The organism is Streptomyces sp. NPDC014995 (assembly GCF_043080745.1).
Classification (GTDB): domain Bacteria; phylum Actinomycetota; class Actinomycetes; order Streptomycetales; family Streptomycetaceae; genus Streptomyces.
Genome location: NZ_JBIBVX010000023.1, coordinates 16,141 through 40,170, shown reverse-complemented (window position 1 = coordinate 40,170; position 24,030 = coordinate 16,141). Strand labels below are relative to the sequence as shown.

The following is a 24,030-nucleotide window of genomic DNA, read 5'->3' as shown; positions in this document are numbered from 1 at the left end:
CTCAGGCGTCGGCGCGGGCCGCGAGGGACAGCACCAGGGCCGCCGAGCCCGTGCCGAGGAGCGCGCCGGCGACGACGTCGCCCGGGTAGTGCACGCCGGTGTGGACCCGCGAGTAGCCCACCGCGCAGGCGAGCAGCCCCAGCGGGACGGCGGCGGCCGGGAGGGCCGGGCCGACGGCGGCCGCGAAGGCGACGGCCGAGGCGGTGTGCCCGGACGGGAAGGACGCGGAGTCCGGCATCGGCACATGGCGCCCCGGGAACGGCGAGTCCGCGGCGCGGTGCGGTCGCGGCCGGCGTACGAGCCGTTTGCCGACCAGGTTGGCGGTCGCCGAGGCCACTGCGACGGCCGCGACGCCGAGGACGGCGGCGCGGCGTCCCCGGCCGCCGCGCAGGGCCAGGCCCGCGGCGACGGCGAAGGAGAGCTTGGAGTGGTCGGCGGCGGCGGACAGCCTGCGCAGCGCGGTGTCCAGGGTGGGCGTCCTGGTGACGGTGACCGCCTCGTACAGCGCCTGGTCCAGGGTGGCGAGGTCGCGCACGAGTCGCAGGGCGGAGAACTTCGGTCGGCGGTCAGACATCGTACGCATCCTTGATCGTGCGGGGGTCGGGGTGGCCGAGCGCGAGGCGGACGATGCGCCGCCAGTCGATGGCCGGTGGCGCGTAGGCGGCGCCGGGGCGGTGCCGGGGCACCCGGACCCGGAGCACGCTGGGCCGCACGGTGCACACGACGGGGGTGGGCAGTTCGAGTGCCTCGCCGTCGACGGCCACCGGGATGCGGTCCCGGTCGGCCTCGACGACCACGCGCCGGGCGGTGAGGGAGGTGATGCCGCTGGCCCGTTCGCCGAGCAGCGCCAGTTCGGCGGCCTGGGCGGCGCCCTCCACGCGGACGCCGATCACGCCGAGCAGTCCGGTCTCCAGACGAGGGCGGCGGCCGCCGCCGAGCGGGTCGGCGCGGGCGTAGGCGTTGTTGCTGACCAGGACGGCCTGCGGCGCCTCGATCCGAGCGTCGTCCGCGTGCACCTCCAGGGTCGGGCCGGCCCCGCCCTGAAGCAGGTCCGGCAGGTGATCCAGGGCGGTGGCGGCCTTCGCGTCGCGGTACTCGGGGTTCTGCACTATCTCCGCGTACGCCCCGAAGGAGACGGTGTTGACGAAGGCCCGCCCGTCGACGTCGCCCAGGTCGACGCGGAGTTCCACGCCGTTGGTGAGGGCGTCGAGGCTGCGCACGGGGTCGGTGCGGTCCAGGCCGAGGTCCATGGCGAAGTGGTTGCGGGTGCCGGCGGCGACGACCAGGAACGGCAGGCCGTGTTCCGCCGCCACGGCCGCGACGAGCGCCTGGGTGCCGTCGCCGCCCGCGACACCGAGCAGGTCGGCGCCCTCGGCGACGGCCTTGCGGGCCTCCACGACCGGGTCGGTCCAGCCGTCGCCCGTGCCGAGCAGGACCACCCGGGCGCCCAGCGCCTCGGCGCGTTCGACGAGACGGTGCTTCTCCACCTTTCCGCCACCCGAACGCACGTTCATGATCAGGACGGGCCGGCGGGGCGGCCGGGTGCGGCGGCCGTGGGTGCCCCGCGGACGGCGCAGGCTGCGCAGCGCGGTCCGGGCGGAGGCGAGCGCGGCCGCCCACAGCGCGAGCGCGCCCACGGCCACCACCCACAGCCCCGACGCGGCGTACAGCACCAGGACGCCGACCGGCGCGGTCACGGCCAGCAGGCCGCCCAGGAACCGGGCCCCGCCCCGGTGCGCGAGCATCCACCACACGCCCGCCCCGGCCAGCGCCAGCCCGGCGAGTCCCGCGAGCAGCACCAGCCAGCCGCCGGATCCGGCCCCCGCCCCCACGACCGCGGCGCAGCCGGCGATCAGCAACAGGGCGAGCCGCGCCCATCCCCGCGCGCGGCCCACCCCTCCGTACGGCCGGACGTGGCCACCGGTCGTCGTCGTACGTGTCTCGTTCACCCTGCGCCCGCCATCGTGCGAGGACCCCCTGTTTTTCCGCGTGGACAGCGCCATCGGTACGACCCGCACCGGACACCCGCGGCCCGCTGCCTCCATGATCATGACGGCGGGACCGCTCGGCATCCGGGCCGCCGGTCGGTCAATTGTCCATGCCGCAGCAGCCGCTCGTGCCGGGGGTCCCGGCGGTGGTGTCGAGGCGGCAGAAACAGGACGCCTCGACGGGTACGTCCGTCAGCGCGGCCGCGAACCTCAGCTGCTGGGCCACGATCCGGGCCTCGCCCTCCTTGCCGAGCCGCACCAGGCACTCGTGGAGCCCGTGCAGGGACCACACGTTGCCGGGGTGCTGGGAGGAGCGTGGCAGGGTGTCGTCGAGACCGAGGTCGGCGCGGTAGACCGCCTCGGCCTCCTCGATGCGGCCCTGTTCCAGGAGGAGGGCGCCGTACGCGTGCCGGGTGGGCTGCATCCAGCCCCACGGCTCGTCGTAGGGGAGGTCGTCGTCCAGTGCGATCGCCCGTTCCAGGGCGGCGAAGGCGGCGTCGTGGTCGCCCTTGCGGTACTCCAGCTCGCCGTCGAGCATCGAGGAGGCGATGGCGAGGATGTCGGCGCAGGTGTTGTTGAAGAGCATGCGGGTCTCGGGGACCCGGGCGACGGCCTCGTGGAAAAGCCGGCGTTCGGCCTCCGCCTCCGGGATGCGGCCCGTCGCGGAGAGCGCGACACCGCGGGCGTAGTGCCGCATCGCGGTGGTCATGCTGTACAGCCCTGGGTCGGCGGGTGCCGGCAGGTCGAGGATGTCGGCCCAGCGTCCGAAGCGGACCAGCACGTGCACCCGCATGGCGAGGAAGGCCTCGAGCCAGTCCGCCATGGGCGGGCTCTCCACCCGCAGCAGTTCCTCCGGCAGCGACTCCTCCAGCCGGTCGGCGGCCTCCAGGGCCACCTGCGCCTGGCCGAGGAACATCGCGCCGTAGATCTTGAAGTGGTGGTTGTGGGCGCGGTAGAGGGTGTAGAAGTTCATCGCCCCGGCCCGCTCGCGGTACTTCTCGTCGGCGGCGACCGCCCTGGCGTTGTCCGCGACCACCGCCCGGTAGTCGCCGCACAGCACCTCCAGGTGCGAGGGCATGTGCTGGAGGTGCCCGGCGTCGGGCACCAGGTCGCGCAGCCGGTCGGCGACCGGCAGGGCCGTCTCCGGGGACGACGACATCTCCATCAGGTGGATGTACAGGTGCAGGATGCCGGGGTGGTCGACGGCCCCGTCGGCGAGTGCCCGGTCGAGCACCGCCTTGGCGTCCAGGGTGCGGGCGCCCTCGGCCGGTTCGCCGGTGCGCACGTCCCACAGTTGCCAGGGCGTCAGGTTCATCAGGGCGTCGGCGTACAGGGTGGCGACGTCGAGGTCGTCGGGCGCCAGGTCATGGACGGCGCGCATGGCGTCGGCGTAGGGGGCGTTCCACACCGAGCAGTCGTCCGCGGGCCGCTCCTGCGGGTAGCGGGCGCGCAGCGCGCCGATCAGGGCCCGCTCGACGGGCGTGGCGCGTGCGGCCTTCTCGTGGGCGCGTTCGACCGCCTCGTGGGTGCGCGCGACGGTCCGTACCAGCTCCTGGTCGTCGAAGAACTCCCAGGGCTTGTTGTAGTTGGGGCCGAGCGCGTAGGCGATGCCCCAGTACGCCATCGCGCAGTCGGGGTCCGCGCGGGCGGCGGCCTCGAAGCAGGCGACGGCCTCCTCGTGGTTGAAGGCGTACGACCAGACGAGGCCGCGGTCGAACCAGCGCTGGGCGTCGGGCGAGGAGGTGGTGACGGTACGCCCGTGGGTGCCGAGGTCGTAGTCGTACGCCATGGACTCCATGGTGCTCCCCTGGTCGCGCGGCGGCCGCCCCGATCCGGGGCGTCACTCGGAGCGACCGCGCCGGTCGCTCCGAGTGACATATACCGTGCGGCCGGGTGGCCGGGGAGCCTCCCGCGTCCGGGAGCACCCGAACGTGACCGCCTCCGCGCCAGGGGCGTGGCGGGTGATTCAGTACGAACGCCTGGCGGTACGGCGCAGGAGGACGAAACCACCGGTCACCAGCAGGCCTCCGGCGGCCGCGGGCCACAGGTTCGCGCCGGTGTCGGCGAGTCCGCCCTGGGCCTGGGGCGCCGGCACGACGGGGGTGTCGCCCGCGTCGGCCGGGGGCGCGGTCTGTGCCGGGGCCGGCGCGGCGGCGCCGGCGTCGCTCTCCGCGCCCGTGCCGGAGCCGGTGTCCGGGGCGGGTGCCTGGGTGGACTTGGCGGTCGGCTTCGTGGCAGCGCGGGGTTCCGCGCTGCGCGGGACGTCGGCGGACCCGGCGTCACCCGCGGCGGGCTCGCCCTGGGACTCGGCGGGGGCGGGGGCGGGCTGCTGCTGGCCCTGGTCCTGGTCCTGGCCCTGGTTCTGGTCCTGGCCCTGGTTCTGGTCCTGGCCCTGGTCCTGACCACCCTGGTCCTGGCCCTGGCCCTGGTCGGCACCGTCACCGTCACCGCCGGCACCGGCGCCGTTGTCGGCACCACCGCCGTTGTCGGCACCACCGCCGTTGTCACCACCGCCGTTGTCGGCACCGCCGCCGTTGTCGCCGCCGGTGCCGGCGCCGCAGGTGCGGCCCTCGTTGATGCAGTCGACCATCTGGCCCATCAGGTCCTCGTCGAAGACGTTGATGAAGTCGCCGTGGTCCGTGACCGGCTTGTGCAGCTGCTCGGGGAAGGAGTCCACCGCGAACAGCGGGGTCGTGCGGCCGCCGTCCTGGAGGCTGGGCGCGTCGACGTCGTAGACGATCCGCTGGACGAGCTGCGGGATGGCCCGGAAACCGGCCGGGCAGCCGCCGTCGGCGGCGGCGAACGCCACGTGGGTGCGGTGGTTGGCGCTGTCGATGTTGGTGCCGTCCCAGCAACTCTGGAAGCGGAAGGTGCGCACCACGTCACTGCCGTCGGGGCAGAGGGGGTACTTGTCCTTGAGCTGACGGTCCTCGAAACCGGTGCAGCTCCAGGAGGCGTTGGCGTTGGCCGTGCCGTTGACGAACGCCTTGGCGTCGCCGGTGATGATGCGCAGCAGCCGGGGCATGGCCGTGACCTCGCCGCGCGCGTTGCCGACGAAGGTCATCGTGACCTCCTTGGGCGTGACGATCTCACCGGCGTTGCCCTCGATGCCGCCGCCGGGGGCCTGGGCGTCCTGCTCCTGCGTGCCGTTCTGCAGACGCAGCACCGGCCAGAAGTACGAGGACCTGTCACCCTGGTCGACGCAGCTGGTGTCGGCGTTCGCGAGGTCGTCGTCGGAGGCGAAGGCGTTGTTGGCCTGGTTGCCGACGTAGTCGTGGAAGTGGTGGGCGCCGTTGGTGACACCCGGCGCGACGATCACGTTGTCGGAGTTGAACAGGCCGTTCTCGTTGACTCCGCAGCTGGTGGTGAAGGTGCCGCGGGAGGCGTCGGCGGTCGGCGGCGGGGTCTGCCCGCTGGGCTGAACGGTGGTGATGTCCACGTAGTCGGCGGCCACGGGGCCGTTTCCGGCCTGCCCGCCATTGCCCTGCTGACCGTCCTCGCCCGCCTGGCCGTCGTCCTGCCCGGCGTTCTGGTCCTGACCGTCCTGACCCTGGTCGCCCTGGTCCTGACCGTCCTGGCCCTGGTCGCCCTGGCCCTGACCGTCCTGACCCTGACCGTCCTCGCCCGCCTGGTCGTCGGCCGTGCGCAGGCTGCACGCGGCGAGGTCACCCAGGCCGTCCGGGCGGTCGCCGGCGCGGTCGAGGGCGACCGCGATCCGCTCGATGGTCGCGCCGCGCTTCTCCTTCAGCGGGTTCATCACCGCGTTGTCGGCGAAGCCGGCGTCCTGGCGCACGGCCTGTGCCGAGTCCTGGAGTTGGCGGTAGGCGGCGGCGATCTGCTCGTCCAGCAGGGCGAGTTCGCGGTCGACCTCGGGCGCGGCCGCGTCCGGCACGCTGGTGAGCCGGCTGCCGACGTCGGGGCAGTCGATGGTGACGGAGCCCGACGTCCAGGGCTTTCCGGTGTCGTCCTCGGTCGCGGAGGCGTAGACGTTCGCGGCCATCAGGCCGCCGCCGCCCAGCATCAACGCGACCGCGGCGAAGGTCGCGCGCCGTCCGCCCGTCGGGCGTCTGCGCCTGTTGTGTCCCACGGAGTGCTCCAAAACCTCGTCGGCGGCCAGGACATGAGAATCCCCCCGTCCCATACGCAGCCGCAGGCGGGAGTGTTCAACCGCCCCGGGAATTCACAGGAACCTCTTGGGGAAGGGCTCCGTCCTGCGCTTTCGCGCGTACCTCAGGAGTGTGCTCCGGTTCCGGAGACTCCGGCTCCGCGTGCTCGGGTGCGGGCCGGGACAGCTTCCGCCGCCATCTGCCTCCCTGTCCGTGGAACAGGCCCAGGACGAGGGCGGCGGCGACGGCGACGAGGTGTTCGCGGCCGGCCAGGTTGGGTCTGGCGATCGACTCCCACACCATCGAGCCGCCGGTGAGGATGAAGACGACGGGGGCGCGGCGGACGACCGAGAGGTACGTGAAGAGTCCGACGACCGCCGCGGACGGGCCGGTGTCGAGCACCTGCCCCGCCTCGGGCGGCAGTCCGAACCCCCACCGGTCCGGCCCCGCCGCGATCATCAGCCGTGCCGTGAGGGTGCCGGCCAGCGTGGTGGCGTAGGCGACCGCCAGGGTCCGCGCCCGGCCGAGGGTGACTTCGGCCAGGGCGAAGGCGAGGAACAGCTGGGTGATGCCGGCCCACACCGGCAGGTCGAGTGCCGGGACGTACAGGGAGACCGGAGTGCGCAGCAGGGCCAGCCACAGGGGCAGGTCGCCCTGGACCCCGCCGACGGCACGGACCACCTCCGCGCCGGCCGGCCGTTGCGCGAGGGCGTGGAAGAGGATCACGCCACCGCAGGCCACGAACGCGAGCAGGAGCGCGGACGGTCCACGCCGGCGCAGCCGTCGTACCGGGTCGACGACGATGGCCTGCCCCTCGGCGCGCAGCGTGCGCACGACGAAGGCGGCCGCACGCGACGCCGCACCGGCTCCGTGCCCGCCGTCGGCGCCACGACCACGCCGCCCGCTCCCGACCTGCCGCCGTCTGTGTGCCGGACCCACGATCCCCACCGTCTCCCCAACGTCCGCCGCGCGCCCGCCCGGGCGTACGGCCGAATTCCGCACCCGTGCGAGCGGTCCGCGTCGAGGTGGAGGGCCGCGCGCCGGGTCGGTCGCCCTGGTAGACGCCAGGACGGCCGTCGAGGATCATTCCGAGCCCGCGTCCGGGCGCGTACCGGACGCCCTTGTCGGTGGGCTGCTGTACCACCCGCACCTGACATCCCGTCACCGTCGCGTAACACCGGTCGGATAATCTGACCACCGTGAAACGCACTGACCAGCGGAACATGACACCGGCCCCGTTACCGAGGCGGGCCTCGTGAGCAGGCTGTCGCCCGTGGCGGCCCCGGCCGCCGTCGACCCGGTACCGGCCCTGCTGGCCGACGGTCTCCTCACCGAACGGCTCGCACTCGCCGTGCCGGAGCGCACGCGGGTCGTCGTGGCGAGGTACGAGATCCCGCCGGGCGGCGAGCTGCCCTGGCACTACCACGAGGGCAGGGTCGTGGCCGTGGTGACCGCCGGGACGCTCACCCGGACCCTGGCGGACGGTTCGGAGTGCGTCACCCCCGCCGGGGAGTGCATCGTGGAGCCCGTGGGACCGCAGGGGGTGCACAGGGCGGAGAACCGTGGGCCGGGGACCCTGGCCATCTGTGCCCTGTTCTTCGTGCCGGCCGACCGTCCGCTGTCCACGCGCGCGGCGGCGCCGGACGCGGTGCGCCACTGAGGCGGAGCCTTGGGGCAGGGGCCGCCGTCCGTGCGGGATCCCGGCCGGTTCGGACGGTGGGGGAAGTCGGCGCCGGCCGGGAGCGGACGGTGTCTCCGGAGAGCCCGGCCGCTTCCCCACCGTAGGACGGCAGGGGCCGCCCCGCCCGGTGAGCGGGCGCGGCGGGTGACGGCATGCCGGTGGGCCCGGCCCGCATCGGGTCCGGGCCCACCGGGCCGGTCCTGGCCGCTCAGCCCTGGCGGGCCTTGAAGCGGGGTTCCTTCTTGTTGACGACGAAGGTCACGCCCTTGCGGCGCACCACCTGGGCGCCGGGCCTGGACTTCAGGGAGCGCAGGGACTTGCGCACCTTCATGACTGCCTCCTCCGTTCGAACTCCGGGGTCACCGTTCCTCGCGGAAGGCGACGTGCCGTCCGGCCACGGGGTCGTACTTGCGCAGGACCAGCCGGTCGGCGTCGTTCCGACGGTTCTTCCGGGTCACGTAGGTGACTCCGGTGCCGGCGGTGGACCTCAGGGTGACGACGGGGCGCGCCGTACTGCGGGCCATGGGGGACCTCCTTTCACCGACCTCGCACCGCATCCCCTGCATTGAGCGGTGCATGTCAGTCACGCGGTACAACGGCGGAGGGGGCCGGGACATTCCCGCATCCGGGGGCGGGCGCGGCATCGTCACCCCGTCCCTCACCCGAAGGCCTGAACCGGCGCCGAAGCCCGGTCGCCCACGGCACCTGGCGGGACCCCCTGCGCGCCGCCGACGACGATCGCGCCCCCAACACCGTCCTCCAGGTGGAGTACGGCGAGATCGCCGGCGAACTCGTCGGCAACGGCATCGCGGCCGCCCTCAGGCTGATCAACGACCTGGAGGTGAACGAGCAGGTGCTGTACGCGCGGATGGAGAACGTCGAGGAGAGCACGCTCGAATAGGCGCAGGGCACCTTCGGGTGAGTGGAGGGCGCGCTCGCGTCGTCCGCCGTGACCTGCCCGTCCGCGGCGCCCGAGGCCTCGGATACAGTGCTCCGCCGGTACCGGGTGGACCGGTGCCGGGAAGAAGGGGAGACAGCGGTGCGCTTCGGGGCGGGGAACGCGGGACGGGGCCTGGCGGTGGCGGCCTTGCTGACGGGTGTGGTGACGGGATGCGCGGAGGCCGGGCAGGACCGGGAAGCGTCCGCCAAGGCGTCGGCGACGACGCGGGCGACCGCTGAGGTCGCGGCGCGCGGGGGCAGCATCGGCGCCGACGGGTCCGCCTGCGAACTGCCCGTCACCTTCGACATCGCCGAGTCCTGGAAGGCCGAGGCCGTCGACGCGGCCGCGCAGGGGGGCGGCACCGGCGACGAACCGACCGACGAGCTCGCCGACGCGCTGCTGCGCCAGGGCCCCGTCACCATGGCCTGCGAGGTGGACGCGAAGCCGGCCGGGAAGATCGGTTTCCTGCGGGTGTGGACCGGCAGGCCGGGTGACGCCGACGCCCGCGCCGTGCTGGAGGACTTCGTCACCGCCGAGAGCGCGGCGAGCGGGGCGACGTACCGCACGTTCAGGGCGGGCGACCTCACCGGCGCGGAGGTGGAGTACGTCACCACCAGCGAGCTGCTGGAGGAGACGAAGACGGAGCGCGCCCTCGCCGTGACCACGCCCGACGGCCCGGTCGTACTGCACCTCGGCGGCATGGACACCGAGGAGCACGAGGCGATGCTGCCGGCGTACGAACTCGCCAGGAACACCCTCAGGGCGACCGGCTGACGGGCCACCGGCGTCCCGTCAGTGCCCGAGGAGCTCGCGCATCCTCGCGGCGGCCCGGACGGCCGCGTCGGCGCAGCAGTTGTTGAACAGCACGTGCACCTGCTCGGCCCGCCCGGCCAGCGAGCGCACCCGGGGCAGCCACTCCCGCAGTTCGTCGTCGGTGTACTCGTGGCGGAAGCGGTCCTCCTTGCTGCCCGTGCCCCAGGCCGGGCTGCGGCCGTGGAGGCGCACGACCGCCAGCCGCGGCGAGGTGACGGGCGTGACGGGAGGAACCGCGGACGGCAGCGACGGCTCCATGTCGACGGCGACGGCGGAGAATCCGTGCGACCGCAGCAACTCGGCGGTCGTGCGCTCCCGTTCACCGCGCCACCAGTCGGGGTGGCGGAACTCCACGCAGACCGGCCACCCCGCGGTGCGCTCGGCGCACTCGGCGAGGAACTCCCGCGCCCGCGCCCCGGGCCGCAGCCACGGCGGGAACTGGAACAGGACGGCCCCCAGCCGGCCCGCCTCCCGCAGTGGCCGGACGCCGTCCGCGAACCGCCGCCACACCTCGTCCAGCGCCTTCGGGGAACGGATGTCCTCGGGCAGTCCCGGCGGGAGCACGGCGGGCCGGGTGGGGTGGCCGGTCAGCAGGGAGAAGGCCTTGACGTCGAACACGAAGCCGTCGGGGGTGCGCTCCGCCCACAGCCCGCTGGTGCGCTCGCTCGGCAGGGCGTAGTACGTCGAGTCCGCCTCGACGACCCGGAAACGTTCGGCGTAGTGCCGTAACCGGCCCTCCGCGTCCCGCCGTCCGGCCGGGTACCAGCCGCTGCCGACGAGCGCCCGGTCCGTCCACGAACAGGTGCCGACCACTATCTCGCCCATGGCGGGCGGTTACCCCGAAGAGCGGGAGTTCCTCCCCTAAGTCAGTCGGCGCGGTGGACGACATGACCACCCGTCACCGTCAGACGGACCGGTGCGTCCGCCAGTTCGTCCGCCGGAGCCTCCACCGGGTCCACCGAGAAGGCCGTGAGGTCGGCCCGGAAGCCGGGCGCGATCCGGCCCGCGACCTCGTGCTCCCCCGCCGCGCGGGCCGCGTGGGTGGTGCAGCCCTCCAGCGCTTCGAGGCCGGTCAGGCCCGGTCGCCGGGAGGCCGCGCCCCGGGGGCTGCGGGCCGTCGCCAGGACCACCCGGACGTCGTGGTGGGCGATCGGCCAGTCCGAGCCGAGGGCGAGCGTGGCGCCCGCGTCGCGCAGGTCGCGCAGGCGCCAGGCGTGGGCGGCCCGTGCGGTGCCGAGCCGGCGGGACCACTCGTCGGTGCCGTCGGGGCGGGTGTAGGCGGTGTGCGGGGGCTGCATCGAGGCGGCCACCCCAACCTGCGCGAACCGGGGCAGCAGGTCGTCCGGCGCCGTCTCGATGTGCTCGATCCGATGCCGTCCCCGCGCGCCCGGCCCGAGGGCGGCCACGGTGTCCAGGACGTGGCGGACGGCCGCGTCCCCGATGGCGTGCGTGGCGGTCGGCACGCCGGCCGTGTGCAGGGTGCGGACGGCGGCGGCGTAGGCCTCCGGGTCCGGCCAGAAGGCGTCCGTGCCCTGGCCGTGGCAGTCGGCGTGCTCCAGCCAGGCGGTGCCGCCCTCGACGGTGCCGTCCATGAAGAACTTCGCTCCGCCGACCCGCCAGTGACGGCCCTTCAGGGCCTGTGCCGCGATCAGCTCCCCGAGGTCGTCGGCGTCCGCGCCCGGCATGCACCAGGGCGCGAAGCGCAGCCGCACCGGCAGCACCGTCTCCTCGGCCACGGACGTCACCAGGTCGAGGTCGCCGCCGTCCATGACGTGGGCGCCGGTCAGCCCGGTCGCCGCCATCGCGGACAGCAGGTCGAGCAGACGGGCCCGGCGGGCCCCGTGCGACGGGCGGGGGGCGACCGCGGCGACCAGGTCCATCGCCGCGTGCTCGACGAGGTACCCGGTCGGCCGTCCCGAGTCGTCGCACACCACCTGCGAGCGCTGCGCGAAGTCCCGCGCTCCGGTGATCCCGGCGGCGGCCAGGGCCTTGCCGTCGGCGAGGGCGGAGTGGCCGTCGTACAGGCGCAGGAAGGCCGGCGATCCGGCCAGGACGTCCTCCACGAGGGCGCGGTCGATGGGCCGGCCCTCGAAGGCGTTGTGGTCCAGGCCGTAGCCGAGGACCCAGCCGTCGACGCGTTCGGCGGACGCCAGCGCGGCCCGCAGCCCGGCCGGATCCGTCACCGCCGACAGGTCGGTGCCGGTCGCCATCTCCAGCCCCCACACGGGGTGGCTGTGCGCGTCCACCAGCCCGGGCACGAGATGCGCGCCGTCCATCCGTACGACCTCCGTGCCGGGCCCGCGCCAGTCGCACACGTCGGTCTCCTCCCCCACCGCGGCGACACATCCGTCACGCACGGCGACGGCGGTGGCCCGGGGGCGTGCGGGGTCGAGGGTGCGGATGCGGGCTCCGGTCACGATCAGGTCGGCGGTGGGCATTGAGTGCGGCTCCCTTGCTCGGTGAGGTCATTCGGCGGCGAATCGGGCGTACACGCGTGGCCGTCTGCGGCGCAGCCACCACGCGAGCAGCAGGCCGGCGGCGAAGACCGTGGGGGCGACGGCGACCAGGACGGCGTTCACCGTCGGGGACGCGCCGGTGAACAGGTCGATGTGGCCGACGACGAGGACGATCGCGGTGGCCAGCAAGGCGGTCGCGGCGAGCGGCGCGACGAGGGTGCGCAGCGTGCCCTCCTGGTGGCGCACGCGGCGGAAGTAGCAGGGGACGGCGATCGCGGCGAGGAGCTGGAGGAGCAGCAGGCCGATCATGCCCGGGGTGTTGACCCAGAGCAGGAGCTGCCCGTAGGGGTCCGCGCCCGCCGCCCAGAAGGCCACGACGACCACGGCGCCGAGCACGGTCTGGGCAAGGCCGGCGACGTACGGGGAGCGGTGGCGGGGGTGGACGCGTCCCAGCCGCCGGGGCAGCACGCCTTCCTCGGCGAGGGCGAGGCCGTAGCGGTTGATGGCGTTGTGGAAGGCGAGGAGGGAGGCGAGGACGCTGGTGACGATGAAGACGTGCATCAGGTCGGCCGCCCAGTCGCCGACGTAGGTGCTGATGGCGGTGAAGAACAGTCCGGCCGGGTCCTCGGCGGCGGCCGCGAGGACGTCGTCGTTGCCGAAGGCCTGGATGGCGATCCAGACGACGAACGCGTAGAAGAGGCCGAGGAAGCCGATGGCGAGGTAGGTGGCGCGCGGGACCGTGCGCTGGGGGTCGCGGGCCTCGCGGCGGTAGATGACGGTCGACTCGAAGCCGGTGAACGCGGCGAACGCGAAGGCGAGGACGGCGGCGGTGCCGGGGACGAGGACGTTGCCGGGGGCGAGGGAGGCGGCCGACAGTCCATGGGCGCCGCCCTTGATCAGGACGCCCGCCGCGAGGAGGACGAGGATGCCGGTCTCGGCGACGAGGAGGACGCCGAGGACCTTGGCGCCGAAGTCGATGGAGCGGTAGCCGCCGTAGCCGATGAGCAGCACGCCGGCCAGGGAGATCGGCAGCCACGGCACGTCCGAGCCGGAGAGGGCGTGCACGGTGTCCTGGGTGGCGGTGGCGAGGAGGCCGTAGACGCCGATCTCCATGCCGTTGTAGCCGATCAGGGCGAGGAGGGCGGCGCCGACGCCGGCGGGGCGGCCGAGACCGCGGGTGATGTAGGCGTAGAAGGCGCCGCCGTGCGGGATGTGCCGGCTCATGGTGGTGAAGCCGACGGCGAAGACGGCCAGGGTGAGGCCGGCGACGAGGTAGCCGACGGGGGCGCCGACGCCGCCCAGGAGGATCGCGAGCGGGGCGACACCGGCCATGACGGTGAGCGGGGCGGCGGCGGAGACGACGTAGAAGGCGATGTCGGCGGTGCCGAGGGTGCCGGTGCGCAGGCCCGCCGCCGCGGACGGCGCTCTCTCCTGGGCGGGGTCGGGGGTGGTCACGGACATGGGGGAAGCCCTTCGAGCGGCGGACGGGAGGGGTTCCGGACGGGCGGGCGGCCGGATTCACGGCCCACGGCGACGGCCTGGACCAGGGCGTGCGGGATCGCGCCGAGGTCCCGCGCACCGGGGGTGACGTGCGCCGGGACCCGTAAACCTAAAGGCTTTCGGTTTCCGCAATGTAGCCTTCCGTTGGGCATCCGGGAAGACCCGGGGCAGACCGCAGGGAGCACACTGACCATGGGACGGCCGCGCACACCGCTCCTCGATCGCGAGCGCATCACCACCACGGCGCTGCAACTGATCGACGAACAGGGCGACTTCAGCGTCCCGCGGATCGCGCGGCTGCTCGGCGTCCAGACCGGCTCGGTGTACCACCATGTGGACGGCCGGGACGGCATCGTGGAACTGCTGCGCGAGCGGGTCGCGTCCGCGATCGACCCCGGGACCCTGGACCTCACGCCCTGGGACGCCGCGCTGGAGGCGTGGGCACGCTCCTACCGCGCCGCGTTCGCCGCCCACCCGCGGGCGATCCCCCTGCTGATGACGTCACCCGTTCGCGCACCGCGGGTCCTGGAGCAGTACGAGCGCGCGGTGACCCTGCTGCTGGACGCCGGTTTCGCCGCCGCCGAGGTGATGCCGCTGATCATCGCCCTGGAGAACCTGGTCCTGGGTTCCGCCCTCGACCTCGCGGCCCCCGAGACGATGTGGGAACTGACGGACCGCACCCCCACCCCCCGCCTGGCCGAGGCCCTCGCCGCAGTGGCCGAAGGCCGCGCCAACCGCGCCTTCGAACTGGCCCTGACCGGCTTCCTGACCCATGCCCGCACGCTGCGGGAGGCTGGGCGGGCGGCTCGGTAGGGCGGGGGGTGGCTGGGTCGGCGAGGGCGACTGGGCAGCGGGCAGCCGGGGCGGCGGGGTCGGCGGCCGGGGCGACTGGGCGGGCGGCCGGGCGAAGCCCGGGACGAGGGCCGGGCAGACGGAGCAGGGCTGGGCCGGCGGCTGGGACGGCGGCCGGGGGCCACCGGGCGGGCGGCCGGGCGAAGCCCGGAAGGGGCCGGACAGACGGAGCGGGGCTGGGACGGCGGCTGGGAGGCCGGGGGCAACCGGGCGGGCGGCCGGGCGACACCGGGAGAGGGCCGGACAGACGTACGGAGCGGGATTGAGCTGGGCCATGCCCGCGGCCGGGTGAACCGGGGCTGAGCTGGGGACCGCCACCGGCTCACCCCATCCGTCCGCACTCCGTCCCCACTCCATCCGCACTCCATCCGCACCCCGTCCGCACTGCCCTCTCCGCCGGGCTCCGTCCGGTCCCCCGCGCGGATGCATACCGCCGTCGATGTGGCGCATTCTTGCTGTGTCGCCCGTCGGGCGGCGCACGGACGAGGTGGGGCCGATGAGTGGGAGCTGCGCCGGGGACGAGCGGGTGCCGGCCGGCGTGCTGGCCGGGGCCGCGGCGGACGCGCTGAGTGCCGTGGGCGCCCGCGCCGGCGGCGTGTATCTGCGCTCCCGTACGCCCGGACTGCTGCGCCTCGCGGTGCTCGCTGGACTGCCCGGGCCGTTGTTCCGGCCCTGGTGGCGGGTGAGCGTGGACCGGCCGTTCCCGGTGGCCGACGCGCACCGGCTCGGCGTGCCGGTGATCCTGGCGAACGCCACGGAGGCCATGCGCCGCTACCCCCAGTACGCGGCGGGCCTGCCCTTCCAGTTCGGCACGCTCAACGTGCCCGTCGTGGCGGACGGCCGGCCCTTCGGGGTGATGACCGTGCTGCACGCGGCGGTCTCCGACGCCGGGGAGGTGCTGGCGCCGCGCGAGCGGCTGACGCTCGTGGCGGGCGACCTCGCGGCCGCGCTGCTCCACCGGGAGGCCGAGGGAGGGACCGCCACCTGGGACGACGAACCGCTCTGCGTCCGTCCGCCGGCCGCGGGACCGCCGGGGCGGGTCGGGCAACTGGCCTGGGACCCGTCGACCGGCGCCGTCACCGCCGACGAGCCCGCCCGGGCGCTGCTGGGGCTCGCGCCGGACGAACGCCCCGGCACCCTGGACGCCCTGGTACGGGCCGTCGACCCGGCGGACGCCCACCCGCTTCCCGCCCTGCTGCGCGAGGCCGCCCAGGGCAGACCGCCGCCCCGTCCGGTCCAGGTCCGCACCACCGACGGGGGCCTGCGGCTGCTGGAGCTGTGGCCGCCCGGTCCGACCCCGTCGGCCCCGGTCACCGGCGTCCTCGTCGACCCGGGGCCCGGCGCCCTCGCCGACGGTGCCGCCGACCTGCTGCCCGAGGGCGTGTTCTGCCTGGACCGGCTCGGTCTGATCGTCTACGCCAATCACCGTGCCGCGCACCTGCTCGGCACCGAGCGCTCCCGGCTGCTCGGCCGGTCCCTGTGGGAGGCCGTGCCCTGGCTGGACCAGCCCGCGTACGAGGAGCACCTGCGCGGCGCCCTGCTGTCACCGCAGGAGCCGGTGCACTTCCACGTCCGCCGGTCCGGACCCGCCACCGAGGACCAGGACCGGGGGGCCGCGCCGCGGCCGTACGAAGGCGACTGGCTGAGCATGGCCGTCTACCCTGGCCCCGACCTCCTCACCTGCACCGCCGCTCCGGCCAACCGCGTACCGCATGCCTCGGACCGGCCCGCGACCGCCGCGACCGCCGCGGCTGACACGGCCGACACGGAGACCGAGGCCCCCGCCCCGGACGCCGTCGCCGCCACCGCCCCGCCGTACCGCCCGATCGTCCTGGCCATCGCACTGACGGAGGCGGTGACCGCCCGCCAGGTGTCGGCGGTGGTCATGCAGGAACTGCTGCCCGCGTTCGGCGGCCGCCGGCTGGCCATCTACCTGCTCCAGGAGCGGCACCTGTACCTGGCCTGGGAGACCGGCTTCCCCGAGGGTTTCCTGGCCCCGTTCGAGGGCGTCGCTGGACGCGCGGCTGCCGGGCGTGGAGACGCTCACCACCGGCCGCCCGCTCTTCTTCGACTCGATGCAGCAGCTGGCGGACGCCTATCCGGGCATCCCGCTCGACGCGACGGAGGGCGCCCGCGCCTTCCTGCCGCTGATCGCCTCCGGCCGCCGGGTCGGCTCCTGCATCCTCGGCTTCGACCGTCCGCGCAGCTTCAGCTCCGAGGAGCGCACGGTCCTGACCGCGCTCGCCGGCCTGATCGCCCACGCGATGGAGAAGGCCAAGCGCTACGACACCGAGGCCGCCCTGGCCCGCGGCCTCCAGCAGGCACTCCTCCCCCGGCGGCTGTCGCGGCACGCGCGCGTGGAGACCGTCGGACGCTATCTGCCCGGCACCGAGGGCATGGAGGTGGGCGGCGACTGGTACGACGTCGTGGAGGCCGGGGACGGCCTGGCCCTGGTCATCGGCGACGTCCAGGGGCACGGCGTGCAGGCCGCGGCGACCATGGGGCAGCTGCGCAGCGCGGTGCGGGCGTTCGCGCTCGGCGACCGGCCGCCCGAGGAGGTCATGGGCGGCACCAACCACCTCCTCATCGACCTCGACCCGGGCCAGTTCGCCAGCTGCTGCTACGTCCGCCTGGATCCGGCGACCGGCCTGGCCCGGGCGGTCAACGCCGGGCACCCGCCGCCGCTGCTGCGCCGTCCCGACGGACGTACCCGGACCGTGGACCTGCCGGGCGGGGTCGTCCTCGGAGTCGACGCACGCGCCCACTACCCGGTGGCGGAACTGCGCCTGGAGCCCGGCGCGATCCTCGCGCTGTACACGGACGGGCTGGTCGAGCGGCCCGGCCACGACATCGACGACGGCATCACCGCCCTGCGCACCACCCTGGCCGCCGCCGGCGCTCCGCCCGAACGGTCCCTCGCGGACGTCGCCGACCGGCTCACCGCGACGGCCCGGCAGGCCGCGGACCGGCCCGACGACATCGCCCTGTTGCTGGCCACCCCGCTGTCCCGGTGAGCGCCGGACCGGGAACGCTCCATCACTCTGCGTACCGCCCCTCGCCTCACGGAGCCGGGCAGTGTAGACATGGCACATGGTCCGACTCCTGGGGCGATCGGATACCCGGCCGGCCCGTCGTCCCCGGGGCCTGCGGGCGCGGCGGACGCCCGAGCGCACGCTGGGCGGGCGCAGCGTCGCCGCTCAGGTGTTCGTCCTCCAGGTCGTCATCGTGCTGCTGCTGGTCGTCGCGGCGGTGGTCGCCCTGGTGCTCCAGGTGCGGCACGACAGCACCCGGGAGGCCCGCAACCGCTCCCTCGCCGTCGCCGAGACCTTCGCCAACGCCCCGGGCATGGCCGAGGCGTTGCGCGGTCCCGACCCCACGGCGGTGCTGCAACCGCGCGCCGAGGCCGCCCGCGAGGCGTCGGGGGTCGACTTCATCGTCGTCATGAACACCGAGGGCATCCGCTACACCCACCCCAAGCCGGACCGCATCGGCAAGAAGTTCGTCGGGACGCTCGCACCCGCGCAGGCCGGCGGCACGGTGGTCGAGGAGATCGAGGGGACCATCGGCCGGCTGGTGCAGGCGGTGGTGCCCGTGAAGGCGGCCGACGGCCGGGTCGTGGGGCTGGTGTCGGCCGGCATCACCACCGCGCACGTCGGCGGGAACGCGGACCGTCAGCTGCCGCTGGTGCTGGCCACCGCCGCGGCGGCCCTCGCCCTCGCGACGGGGGGCACGGCGCTGGTCAGCCGCCGTCTGCTGCGCCAGACCCACGGCCTGGGTCCGCGCGAGATGACCCGCATGTACGAACACCACGACGCGGTGCTGCACGCCGTGCGCGAAGGGGTGATCATCGTCGGCGGCGAGGGGGAGCTGCTGCTCGCCAACGACGAGGCGCACCGGCTGCTGAACCTGCCGCCGGACGCCGAACGCCGTGACGTCCGCAAGCTCGGGCTGGACGCCGACACCGCCGAGCTGCTCGCCTCCGGTCGGGTGGTCACGGACGAGGTGCACCTGGTCGGGGAGCGGCTGCTGGCGATCAACCAGCGGCCCACCGATCTGGCGGGCGGACCCGCCGGCAGCGTCGCCACGCTCCGCGACTCCACGGAGCTGCGCGCCCTGTCGGGCCGGGCGGAGGCGGCGCGCGAACGCCTCGACATGCTGTACGCGGCCGGGGTGGGCATCGGGACGAGCCTGGACGTGACCCGGACCGCGGAGGAGCTGGCGGAACTGGCCGTGCCCCGGTTCGCGGACTTCCTGACCGTGGACCTCTTCGACGCCGTCCTGGAGGGGGAGGAGCCGGATTCCCGGGCCGTGCTGCGGCGCACCGCGATGAGCGGGATCCGCAAGGGCGCGCCGCTGTACGCGGTGGGCGAGCGCATCCGTTTCGTCGACACCGCTCCGCAGGCCCGCAGTCTCGCCGCCGGGCAGCCCGTCCTGGAGGCCCGGCTCGCCGAGTCACCGGGCTGGCGCGCGCAGGACCTGGAACGGACCGAACAGGTGATGGAGTTCGGCATCCACTCGCTGATCACCGTGCCGGTGCGGGCGGGCGCACTGCTCCTCGGGGTGGTCAGCTTCTACCGTTCGGAGCGGCCCGAGCCCTTCGATCCGGAGGAGGTCGTCCTCGCGGAGGAGCTGGTGGCGCGCGCCGCGGTCTCCATCGACAACGCGCGCCGCTTCACCCGCGAGCACGGCATGGCCGTCACCCTCCAGCGCAGCCTGCTGCCGCGGACCCTGCCCGAGCAGGGCGCGCTGGACATCGCCTACCGCTACCTGCCCGCGCAGGCGGGCGTCGGCGGCGACTGGTTCGACGTGCTGCCGCTGTCCGGTGCCCGGGTCGCGCTCGTGGTCGGCGACGTCGTGGGCCACGGGCTGCACGCGGCGGCCACCATGGGCCGGCTGCGCACCGCCGTCCACAACTTCTCGGCCCTGGATCTCGCCCCGGAGGAGCTCCTCGGGCTGCTGGACGAGCTGGTGGCCCGTATCGACCAGGACGAGGCGGCCGACGGGACGGCCGCGCCGGTCTCGGGGGCGACCTGTCTGTACGCCATCTACGACCCGGTCTCCCGGCGCTGCGTCGTCGCCCGCGCCGGCCATCCGCCGCCCGCCCTGGTGCACCCCGACGGCCAGGTGGAGTTCCCGGACGTGCCGGCCGGGCTGCCGCTCGGGCTGGGCGGGCTGCCGTTCGAGACGGCCGAGCTGGAGCTGGCGGAGGGCAGCCGGCTGGTGCTGTACACCGACGGGCTGGTCGAGGACCGCAGGCAGGACATCGACACCGGTCTGGAACGGCTGCGCGGCGCCCTGGAGCGGGCCGACGGCTCGCCGGAGAAGACCTGCCAGGTCGTGCTGGAGTCGCTGCTGCCGGCCCGCCCGAACGACGACATCGCGCTGATCGTCGCGCGCACCCGGGCGCTGGGCGCGGAGCGGGTCGCCGAGTGGGACGTGCCGGTGGACCCGGCGGCGGTGGGCGAGGTGCGGTCCGCGGTCGTCCGGCAGCTCGAGCGCTGGGACCTGGAGGAGCTGTCCTTCACGACGGAACTGATCCTGAGCGAGCTGGTCACCAACGCGATCCGCTACGGCAGCCCGCCCATCCGGGTCCGTCTGCTGCGGGACCGCACCCTGATCTGCGAGGTGTCCGACAGCAGCAACACCTCGCCGCACCTGCGGTACGCGGCGATGACGGATGAGGGCGGCCGCGGCCTGTTCCTGGTCGCCCAGCTCACCGACCGGTGGGGCACCCGCTACACGCCCAGCGGAAAGGTGATCTGGGCGGAACAGCCGCTGCCCTGACGGCGAGGACCCGGCCGAAGGACATCCCGGGGGCGGCCTGCTCCTCCTGCTCGCCTTCCTGTCCCGTCCACCGGACGTTCCCGGGCCCTCCCGACGGCCTGAGCGGGCCCCGCCCCTGGCTCATAAATGACGTTTATGAGCTCATAGACCGGACCCGCGTACCGACTTAGGTTTGCCTTAGTTTAGGCTTCCCGTCGAGTCGATCTGTCGTCGTTCGAAGGGAACTGATCATGTCCCGCCCCCTGCGGGTAGCCATAGTCGGAGCCGGCCCCGCCGGGATCTACGCCGCCGACGCGCTGCTCAAGTCCGATGTGGCCACCGACCCCGGTGTCTCCATCGACCTCTTCGAGCGCATGCCGGCCCCGTTCGGGCTGATCCGTTACGGCGTGGCTCCGGACCACCCCCGGATCAAGGGCATCATCACCGCCCTGCACCAGGTCCTCGACAAGCCGCAGATCCGCCTCTTCGGCAACGTCGACTACCCCACCGACATCAACCTGGACGACCTGCGCGCCTTCTACGACGCCGTCGTCTTCTCGACCGGCGCCATGGCCGACCGGGACATGTCCATCCCCGGCATCGACCTGGACGGCTCGTACGGCGCCGCCGACTTCGTCTCCTGGTACGATGGCCACCCGGACGTGCCGCGCACCTGGCCGCTGGAGGCGGAGAAGGTCGCTGTCCTCGGCGTCGGCAACGTCGCCCTCGACGTGGCCCGCATCCTGGCCAAGACGGCGGACGAGCTGCTGCCCACGGAGATCCCGCCGAACGTCTACGAGGGCCTGAAGGCCAACAAGGCGCTGGAGATCCACGTCTTCGGCCGCCGCGGCCCGGCGCAGGCGAAGTTCTCCCCGATGGAGCTGCGGGAGCTGGACCACTCCCCCACCATCGAGGTCATCGTCGACCCCGAGGACATCGACTACGACGAGGGTTCGATCGCCACCCGGCGCGGCAACAAGCAGGCCGACATGGTCGCCAAGACGCTGGAGAACTGGGCGATCCGCGACATCGGCGACCGCCCGCACAAGCTGTTCCTGCACTTCTTCGAGTCGCCGGCCGAGATCCTCGGCGAGGACGGCAAGGTCGTGGGGCTGCGCACCGAGCGCACCGCCCTGGACGGCACCGGCAACGTCAAGGGCACCGGCGAGTTCAAGGACTGGGACGTCACCGCCGTCTACCGCGCCGTCGGCTACCTGTCCGAGAAGCTGCCCAAGCTGCCCTGGGACATCGACTCGGGCACGGTCCCGGACGAGGGCGGCCGCGTCATCGAGGAGAGCGGCGCGCACCTGCAGTCGACGTACGTCACGGGCTGGATCCGGCGCGGCCCGGTGGGTCTGATCGGCCACACCAAGGGCGACGCCAACGAGACCGTGTCGAACCTGCTGGACGACTTCGCCAACGGCCGTCTGCACACGCCGGCGTCTCCCGCCCCGGAGGCCGTGGACGCGTTCCTCGCCGAGCGCGACGTCCGCTTCACCACCTGGGAGGGCTGGTACAAGCTGGACGCCGCGGAGAAGGCACTGGGCGAGCCGCAGGGCCGTGAGCGCGTGAAGATCGTCGAGCGTGAGGACATGCTCCGCGAGAGCGGCGCCTGAGCTCGTCCCCGGCGAGTGAGCGCAGGGGTGGCGCGTGAGCGCGTCTGCGGCGCGTGATCGCCTTGTTCCGAGGGCCCGGAGTCACGGACTTCCGGGCCCTCGGCGTACCCGTCCACTTTTTCGGTGGGCCGCTTTTTCGGTGGGCCCCGTGGTCGACGCCTGTTAGCGTCCCGGCGTGTTCTCCCTCCACGAGCCACCCCTGTTCACCCGGCTGCGCGACGCGCGGCGGATACTCGTCGCCGGCGCGGGCGGCGGCTTCGACGTCTACGCGGGCCTCCCGCTGGCGCTCGCCCTGCGGGCGGCGGGCAAGGACGTCCATCTGGCCAACCTCTCCTTCTCCGACCTGTACGGCCTGCCCGCGGACGTGTGGGTGGAGCCGGACGTCGCGGCCGTGGACCCCGGCACCCCGGCCCGGGGCGACTACTTCCCCGAGCGCACCCTGGCCCGCTGGCTCGATCTCCACGGCCTGCCCTCGACGGTGTACGCGTTCCCGCGCACCGGCGTGGCCCCGCTGCGGACCGCCTACCGCGCGCTCCTCGACCACCTGGGCGGGGTGGACGCCGTCGTCCTGGTGGACGGCGGGACGGACATCCTCATGCGGGGCGACGAGCACGGACTGGGCACGCCCGAGGAGGACATGGCCAGCCTGGCCGTCGTGCACGGCCTCGACGAGGTCGAGCACCGGCTGGTGGCGTGCCTCGGCTTCGGCGTGGACTCCTACCACGGGGTCAACCACTCCCTCGTGCTGGAGAACCTTGCCGCCCTGGACCGGGAGGGCGCCTACCTCGGCGCGTTCTCCCTGCCGCGCGACAGCCGCGAGGGCGCCCTGTACGTCGACGCGGTGGCCCACGCCCAGGCCCACACCCCGGGGCACCCCAGCATCGTCAACGGCTCCGTCGCCGCCGCCGTACGCGGCGAATTCGGCGACGTACGGTTCACGGAGCGGACGAAGGACGGCGAACTGTTCGTCAACCCGCTGATGGCGCTGTACTTCTGCGTGGACGCGCCCGCCCTCGCCCGCCGCAACCTCTATCTGGACCGCATCGAGGACACGGTTCTCATGCGCCAGATCAGCTCCCGTATCGAGGAGTTCCGCGACGCGCTCCCCCGGCTCAGGCAGCCGCGGGCGTTTCCGCACTGACGGACGGACGGGTACGTTCACGCGCCGTTGGTCCTCGCGACGGCGGTCCGTCGGCCGGAGGGGGCACGGCGCGAATGGTCCGCGGGGGCACGGGAATGCTGTGAACGGGGTCACTTCCGGAGCGCCGCGCCGGAACCAGCCCGGAGTGCCCCTTCCGCCCGTCTCGCCTCCCACGAAGGACATGTGGTCTTGGCTCTCATGCATCCTGACGCCCCGTCAGCCCGCCGTCCCGGACGCTGCTGGACGATCCGTGTGGTCGGGCACCGGAACCGCACCGCTTCGGTCACCTGCTCCTCGGCGTGCGCGATGCCACCGCGCTCGCGCGACCTCGCGGCCCTGCGCCGCTTCGCCGAGGCCCATGCCGCCGCCCACGCCCGAGCGGCCTCGGTACGGCCCGACGCCGCCTGCTGGTGCCGCCGCCAGCGGTGCGCGCTCCACGAGGGCACCCGGATCGCCTGCGCGGGCCTGGTCGTCCTGGTGCTGCGCCACGACCCGGCCGTCGGCCAGGTGTGGACACTCAGCGAAGTGTGCGCGGCCTGCGCACAGTTGATGCCGCACACCCGCGTGATGGGCCGCGCGGCGCCCCGCCCCGCCTCCGACGCGGGCCCGGGCACGGGCGCACCGGAGGCCGCACGGCCGACAGACAGCCGTCCGTCTCCCCCCGCACCCGTCGCCCCACCGACCACGGCCCCGTCGCGCCTCGTCCCCGGCGGGTTCAGCGCACCCGGTTCGGGGGGCGGCGCCGGACCGGAACGGTCGGGCGGCCGTCGACGGGGGCGGCTCGGGCAGCGGCGCGGTCAGCTGGAGACGGAGGGCGGAGGGATATGAGGGGGGTCGCCGGCGGCCCGAAAAGGCGCGGACGCAGGTGAACGGGAAACCGGCGCCGGTCCCGGCCGGGTCGGCGCACGGGAACGGCAGAGCGGCGTCAGGCCGAGCGGGCGTGGCAATGCGCGGAACAGGGGACCAGCATCGTCCCCATCCGGGTCGGCGCGCGGGTAACAGGCAACCGGCCTCGGCCCCGGCCGGGTCGGCACAGGCGAACCGAGACCGGCGTCCGGTTGAACCCCGGGTTGGGGCGCGGGAACGGCAGAGCGGCGTCAGGCCGAGCGGGCGTGGCAATGCGCGGAACAGGGGACCAGCATCGTCCCCATCCGGGTCGGCGCGCGGGTAACAG

18 protein-coding genes and 1 pseudogene are annotated in these 24,030 nt (G+C 74.2%); 9 read left to right on the top strand and 10 right to left on the bottom strand.

Translation table 11 applies throughout. The features are described from left to right. Position 1: 1 nt before the first annotated feature. The 5 genes from ACF1A1_RS35335 to ACF1A1_RS35315 all read right to left on the bottom strand — a co-directional run bounded on the left by ACF1A1_RS35335 (position 2) and on the right by ACF1A1_RS35315 (position 6,928). A complete protein-coding gene (locus ACF1A1_RS35335) occupies positions 2-574 on the bottom strand; it encodes a phosphatase PAP2 family protein (protein WP_392005641.1) in 573 nt (190 codons plus the stop codon). Further along, positions 567-1,949, bottom strand: a complete 1,383-nt coding sequence (locus tag ACF1A1_RS35330; RefSeq protein WP_392005640.1) for a diacylglycerol/lipid kinase family protein — start codon at positions 1,947-1,949, stop codon at positions 567-569. The genes ACF1A1_RS35335 and ACF1A1_RS35330 overlap by 8 nt, the downstream gene beginning before the upstream one ends. 139 nt (positions 1,950-2,088) lie before the next feature. Continuing rightward, a complete protein-coding gene (locus tag ACF1A1_RS35325) occupies positions 2,089-3,786 on the bottom strand; it encodes a hypothetical protein (RefSeq protein WP_392005638.1) in 1,698 nt (565 codons plus the stop codon). Between the two features lie 168 nt (positions 3,787-3,954). After that, positions 3,955-5,988 carry a DUF1996 domain-containing protein gene (locus ACF1A1_RS35320; protein WP_392005750.1) on the bottom strand — a complete coding sequence of 678 codons (2,034 nt, stop codon included), beginning with the start codon at positions 5,986-5,988 and terminating at the stop codon, positions 3,955-3,957. A 163-nt stretch (positions 5,989-6,151) separates the two neighbouring features. Continuing rightward, positions 6,152-6,928 carry a hypothetical protein gene (locus tag ACF1A1_RS35315; RefSeq protein WP_392005748.1) on the bottom strand — a complete coding sequence of 259 codons (777 nt, stop codon included), beginning with the start codon at positions 6,926-6,928 and terminating at the stop codon, positions 6,152-6,154. 421 nt (positions 6,929-7,349) lie between these two features. Here ACF1A1_RS35315 and ACF1A1_RS35310 point away from each other — a divergent pair, with 421 nt between their 5' ends. Next, a complete protein-coding gene (locus ACF1A1_RS35310) occupies positions 7,350-7,754 on the top strand; it encodes a cupin domain-containing protein (RefSeq protein ID WP_392005636.1) in 405 nt (134 codons plus the stop codon). A gap of 229 nt (positions 7,755-7,983) precedes the next feature. Here the strand turns inward: ACF1A1_RS35310 and ykgO are convergent, their stop codons facing one another. Both ykgO and rpmG read right to left on the bottom strand, forming a co-directional pair. Beyond that, positions 7,984-8,106, bottom strand: a complete 123-nt coding sequence (gene ykgO, locus ACF1A1_RS35305; protein WP_392005634.1) for a type B 50S ribosomal protein L36 — start codon at positions 8,104-8,106, stop codon at positions 7,984-7,986. A 28-nt stretch (positions 8,107-8,134) separates the two neighbouring features. Beyond that, a complete protein-coding gene (gene rpmG / locus ACF1A1_RS35300; RefSeq protein ID WP_392005632.1) occupies positions 8,135-8,299 on the bottom strand; it encodes a 50S ribosomal protein L33 in 165 nt (54 codons plus the stop codon). Positions 8,300-8,538: 239 nt separating this feature from the next. Here rpmG and ACF1A1_RS35295 point away from each other — a divergent pair, with 239 nt between their 5' ends. Beyond that, positions 8,539-8,676, top strand: a complete 138-nt coding sequence (locus ACF1A1_RS35295) for a hypothetical protein (protein ID WP_392005630.1) — start codon at positions 8,539-8,541, stop codon at positions 8,674-8,676. Between the two features lie 138 nt (positions 8,677-8,814). Next, on the top strand, positions 8,815-9,489 hold the full coding sequence (locus tag ACF1A1_RS35290) for a lipoprotein (protein ID WP_392005629.1): 675 nt from the start codon (positions 8,815-8,817) through the stop codon (positions 9,487-9,489). Positions 9,490-9,507: 18 nt separating this feature from the next. On the opposite strand, the gene ACF1A1_RS35285 is transcribed toward ACF1A1_RS35290, so the two are convergent. From ACF1A1_RS35285 to ACF1A1_RS35275, 3 genes are read right to left on the bottom strand one after another with little or no spacing between them, the layout of a single operon-like run. Further along, positions 9,508-10,353 carry a DUF72 domain-containing protein gene (locus tag ACF1A1_RS35285; RefSeq protein ID WP_392005627.1) on the bottom strand — a complete coding sequence of 282 codons (846 nt, stop codon included), beginning with the start codon at positions 10,351-10,353 and terminating at the stop codon, positions 9,508-9,510. A gap of 41 nt (positions 10,354-10,394) precedes the next feature. Beyond that, entirely contained in the window at positions 10,395-11,966 is a 1,572-nt protein-coding gene (locus tag ACF1A1_RS35280; RefSeq protein ID WP_392005625.1) for an amidohydrolase, read from the bottom strand. Positions 11,967-11,993: 27 nt separating this feature from the next. Further along, on the bottom strand, positions 11,994-13,445 hold the full coding sequence (locus tag ACF1A1_RS35275; RefSeq protein ID WP_392005623.1) for an APC family permease: 1,452 nt from the start codon (positions 13,443-13,445) through the stop codon (positions 11,994-11,996). A gap of 231 nt (positions 13,446-13,676) precedes the next feature. On the opposite strand from ACF1A1_RS35275, the gene ACF1A1_RS35270 reads away from it, so the two are divergent. The 6 genes and pseudogenes from ACF1A1_RS35270 (at position 13,677) to ACF1A1_RS35245 (ending at position 23,684) form a co-directional block, all read left to right on the top strand. Then, entirely contained in the window at positions 13,677-14,297 is a 621-nt protein-coding gene (locus tag ACF1A1_RS35270; protein ID WP_392005621.1) for a TetR/AcrR family transcriptional regulator, read from the top strand. Positions 14,298-14,832: 535 nt separating this feature from the next. Further along, a pseudogene (locus ACF1A1_RS35265) lies at positions 14,833-17,350 on the top strand (SpoIIE family protein phosphatase). 76 nt (positions 17,351-17,426) lie between these two features. Next, complete coding sequence (locus ACF1A1_RS35260) at positions 17,427-20,120, top strand: SpoIIE family protein phosphatase (protein WP_392005619.1); 2,694 nt, start codon at positions 17,427-17,429, stop codon at positions 20,118-20,120. A 230-nt stretch (positions 20,121-20,350) separates the two neighbouring features. Then, positions 20,351-21,715 (top strand): FAD-dependent oxidoreductase, encoded by a 1,365-nt coding sequence (locus ACF1A1_RS35255; protein ID WP_392005617.1) that lies wholly within the window; start codon positions 20,351-20,353, stop codon positions 21,713-21,715. A gap of 175 nt (positions 21,716-21,890) precedes the next feature. Beyond that, positions 21,891-22,856 (top strand): DUF1152 domain-containing protein, encoded by a 966-nt coding sequence (locus ACF1A1_RS35250; RefSeq protein WP_392005615.1) that lies wholly within the window; start codon positions 21,891-21,893, stop codon positions 22,854-22,856. Between the two features lie 306 nt (positions 22,857-23,162). After that, the gene (locus ACF1A1_RS35245) at positions 23,163-23,684 is read left to right on the top strand and encodes a hypothetical protein (RefSeq protein WP_392005613.1); all 522 of its coding nucleotides are present in this window, start codon (positions 23,163-23,165) and stop codon (positions 23,682-23,684) included. The last annotated feature ends 346 nt before the right edge of the window (positions 23,685-24,030 follow it).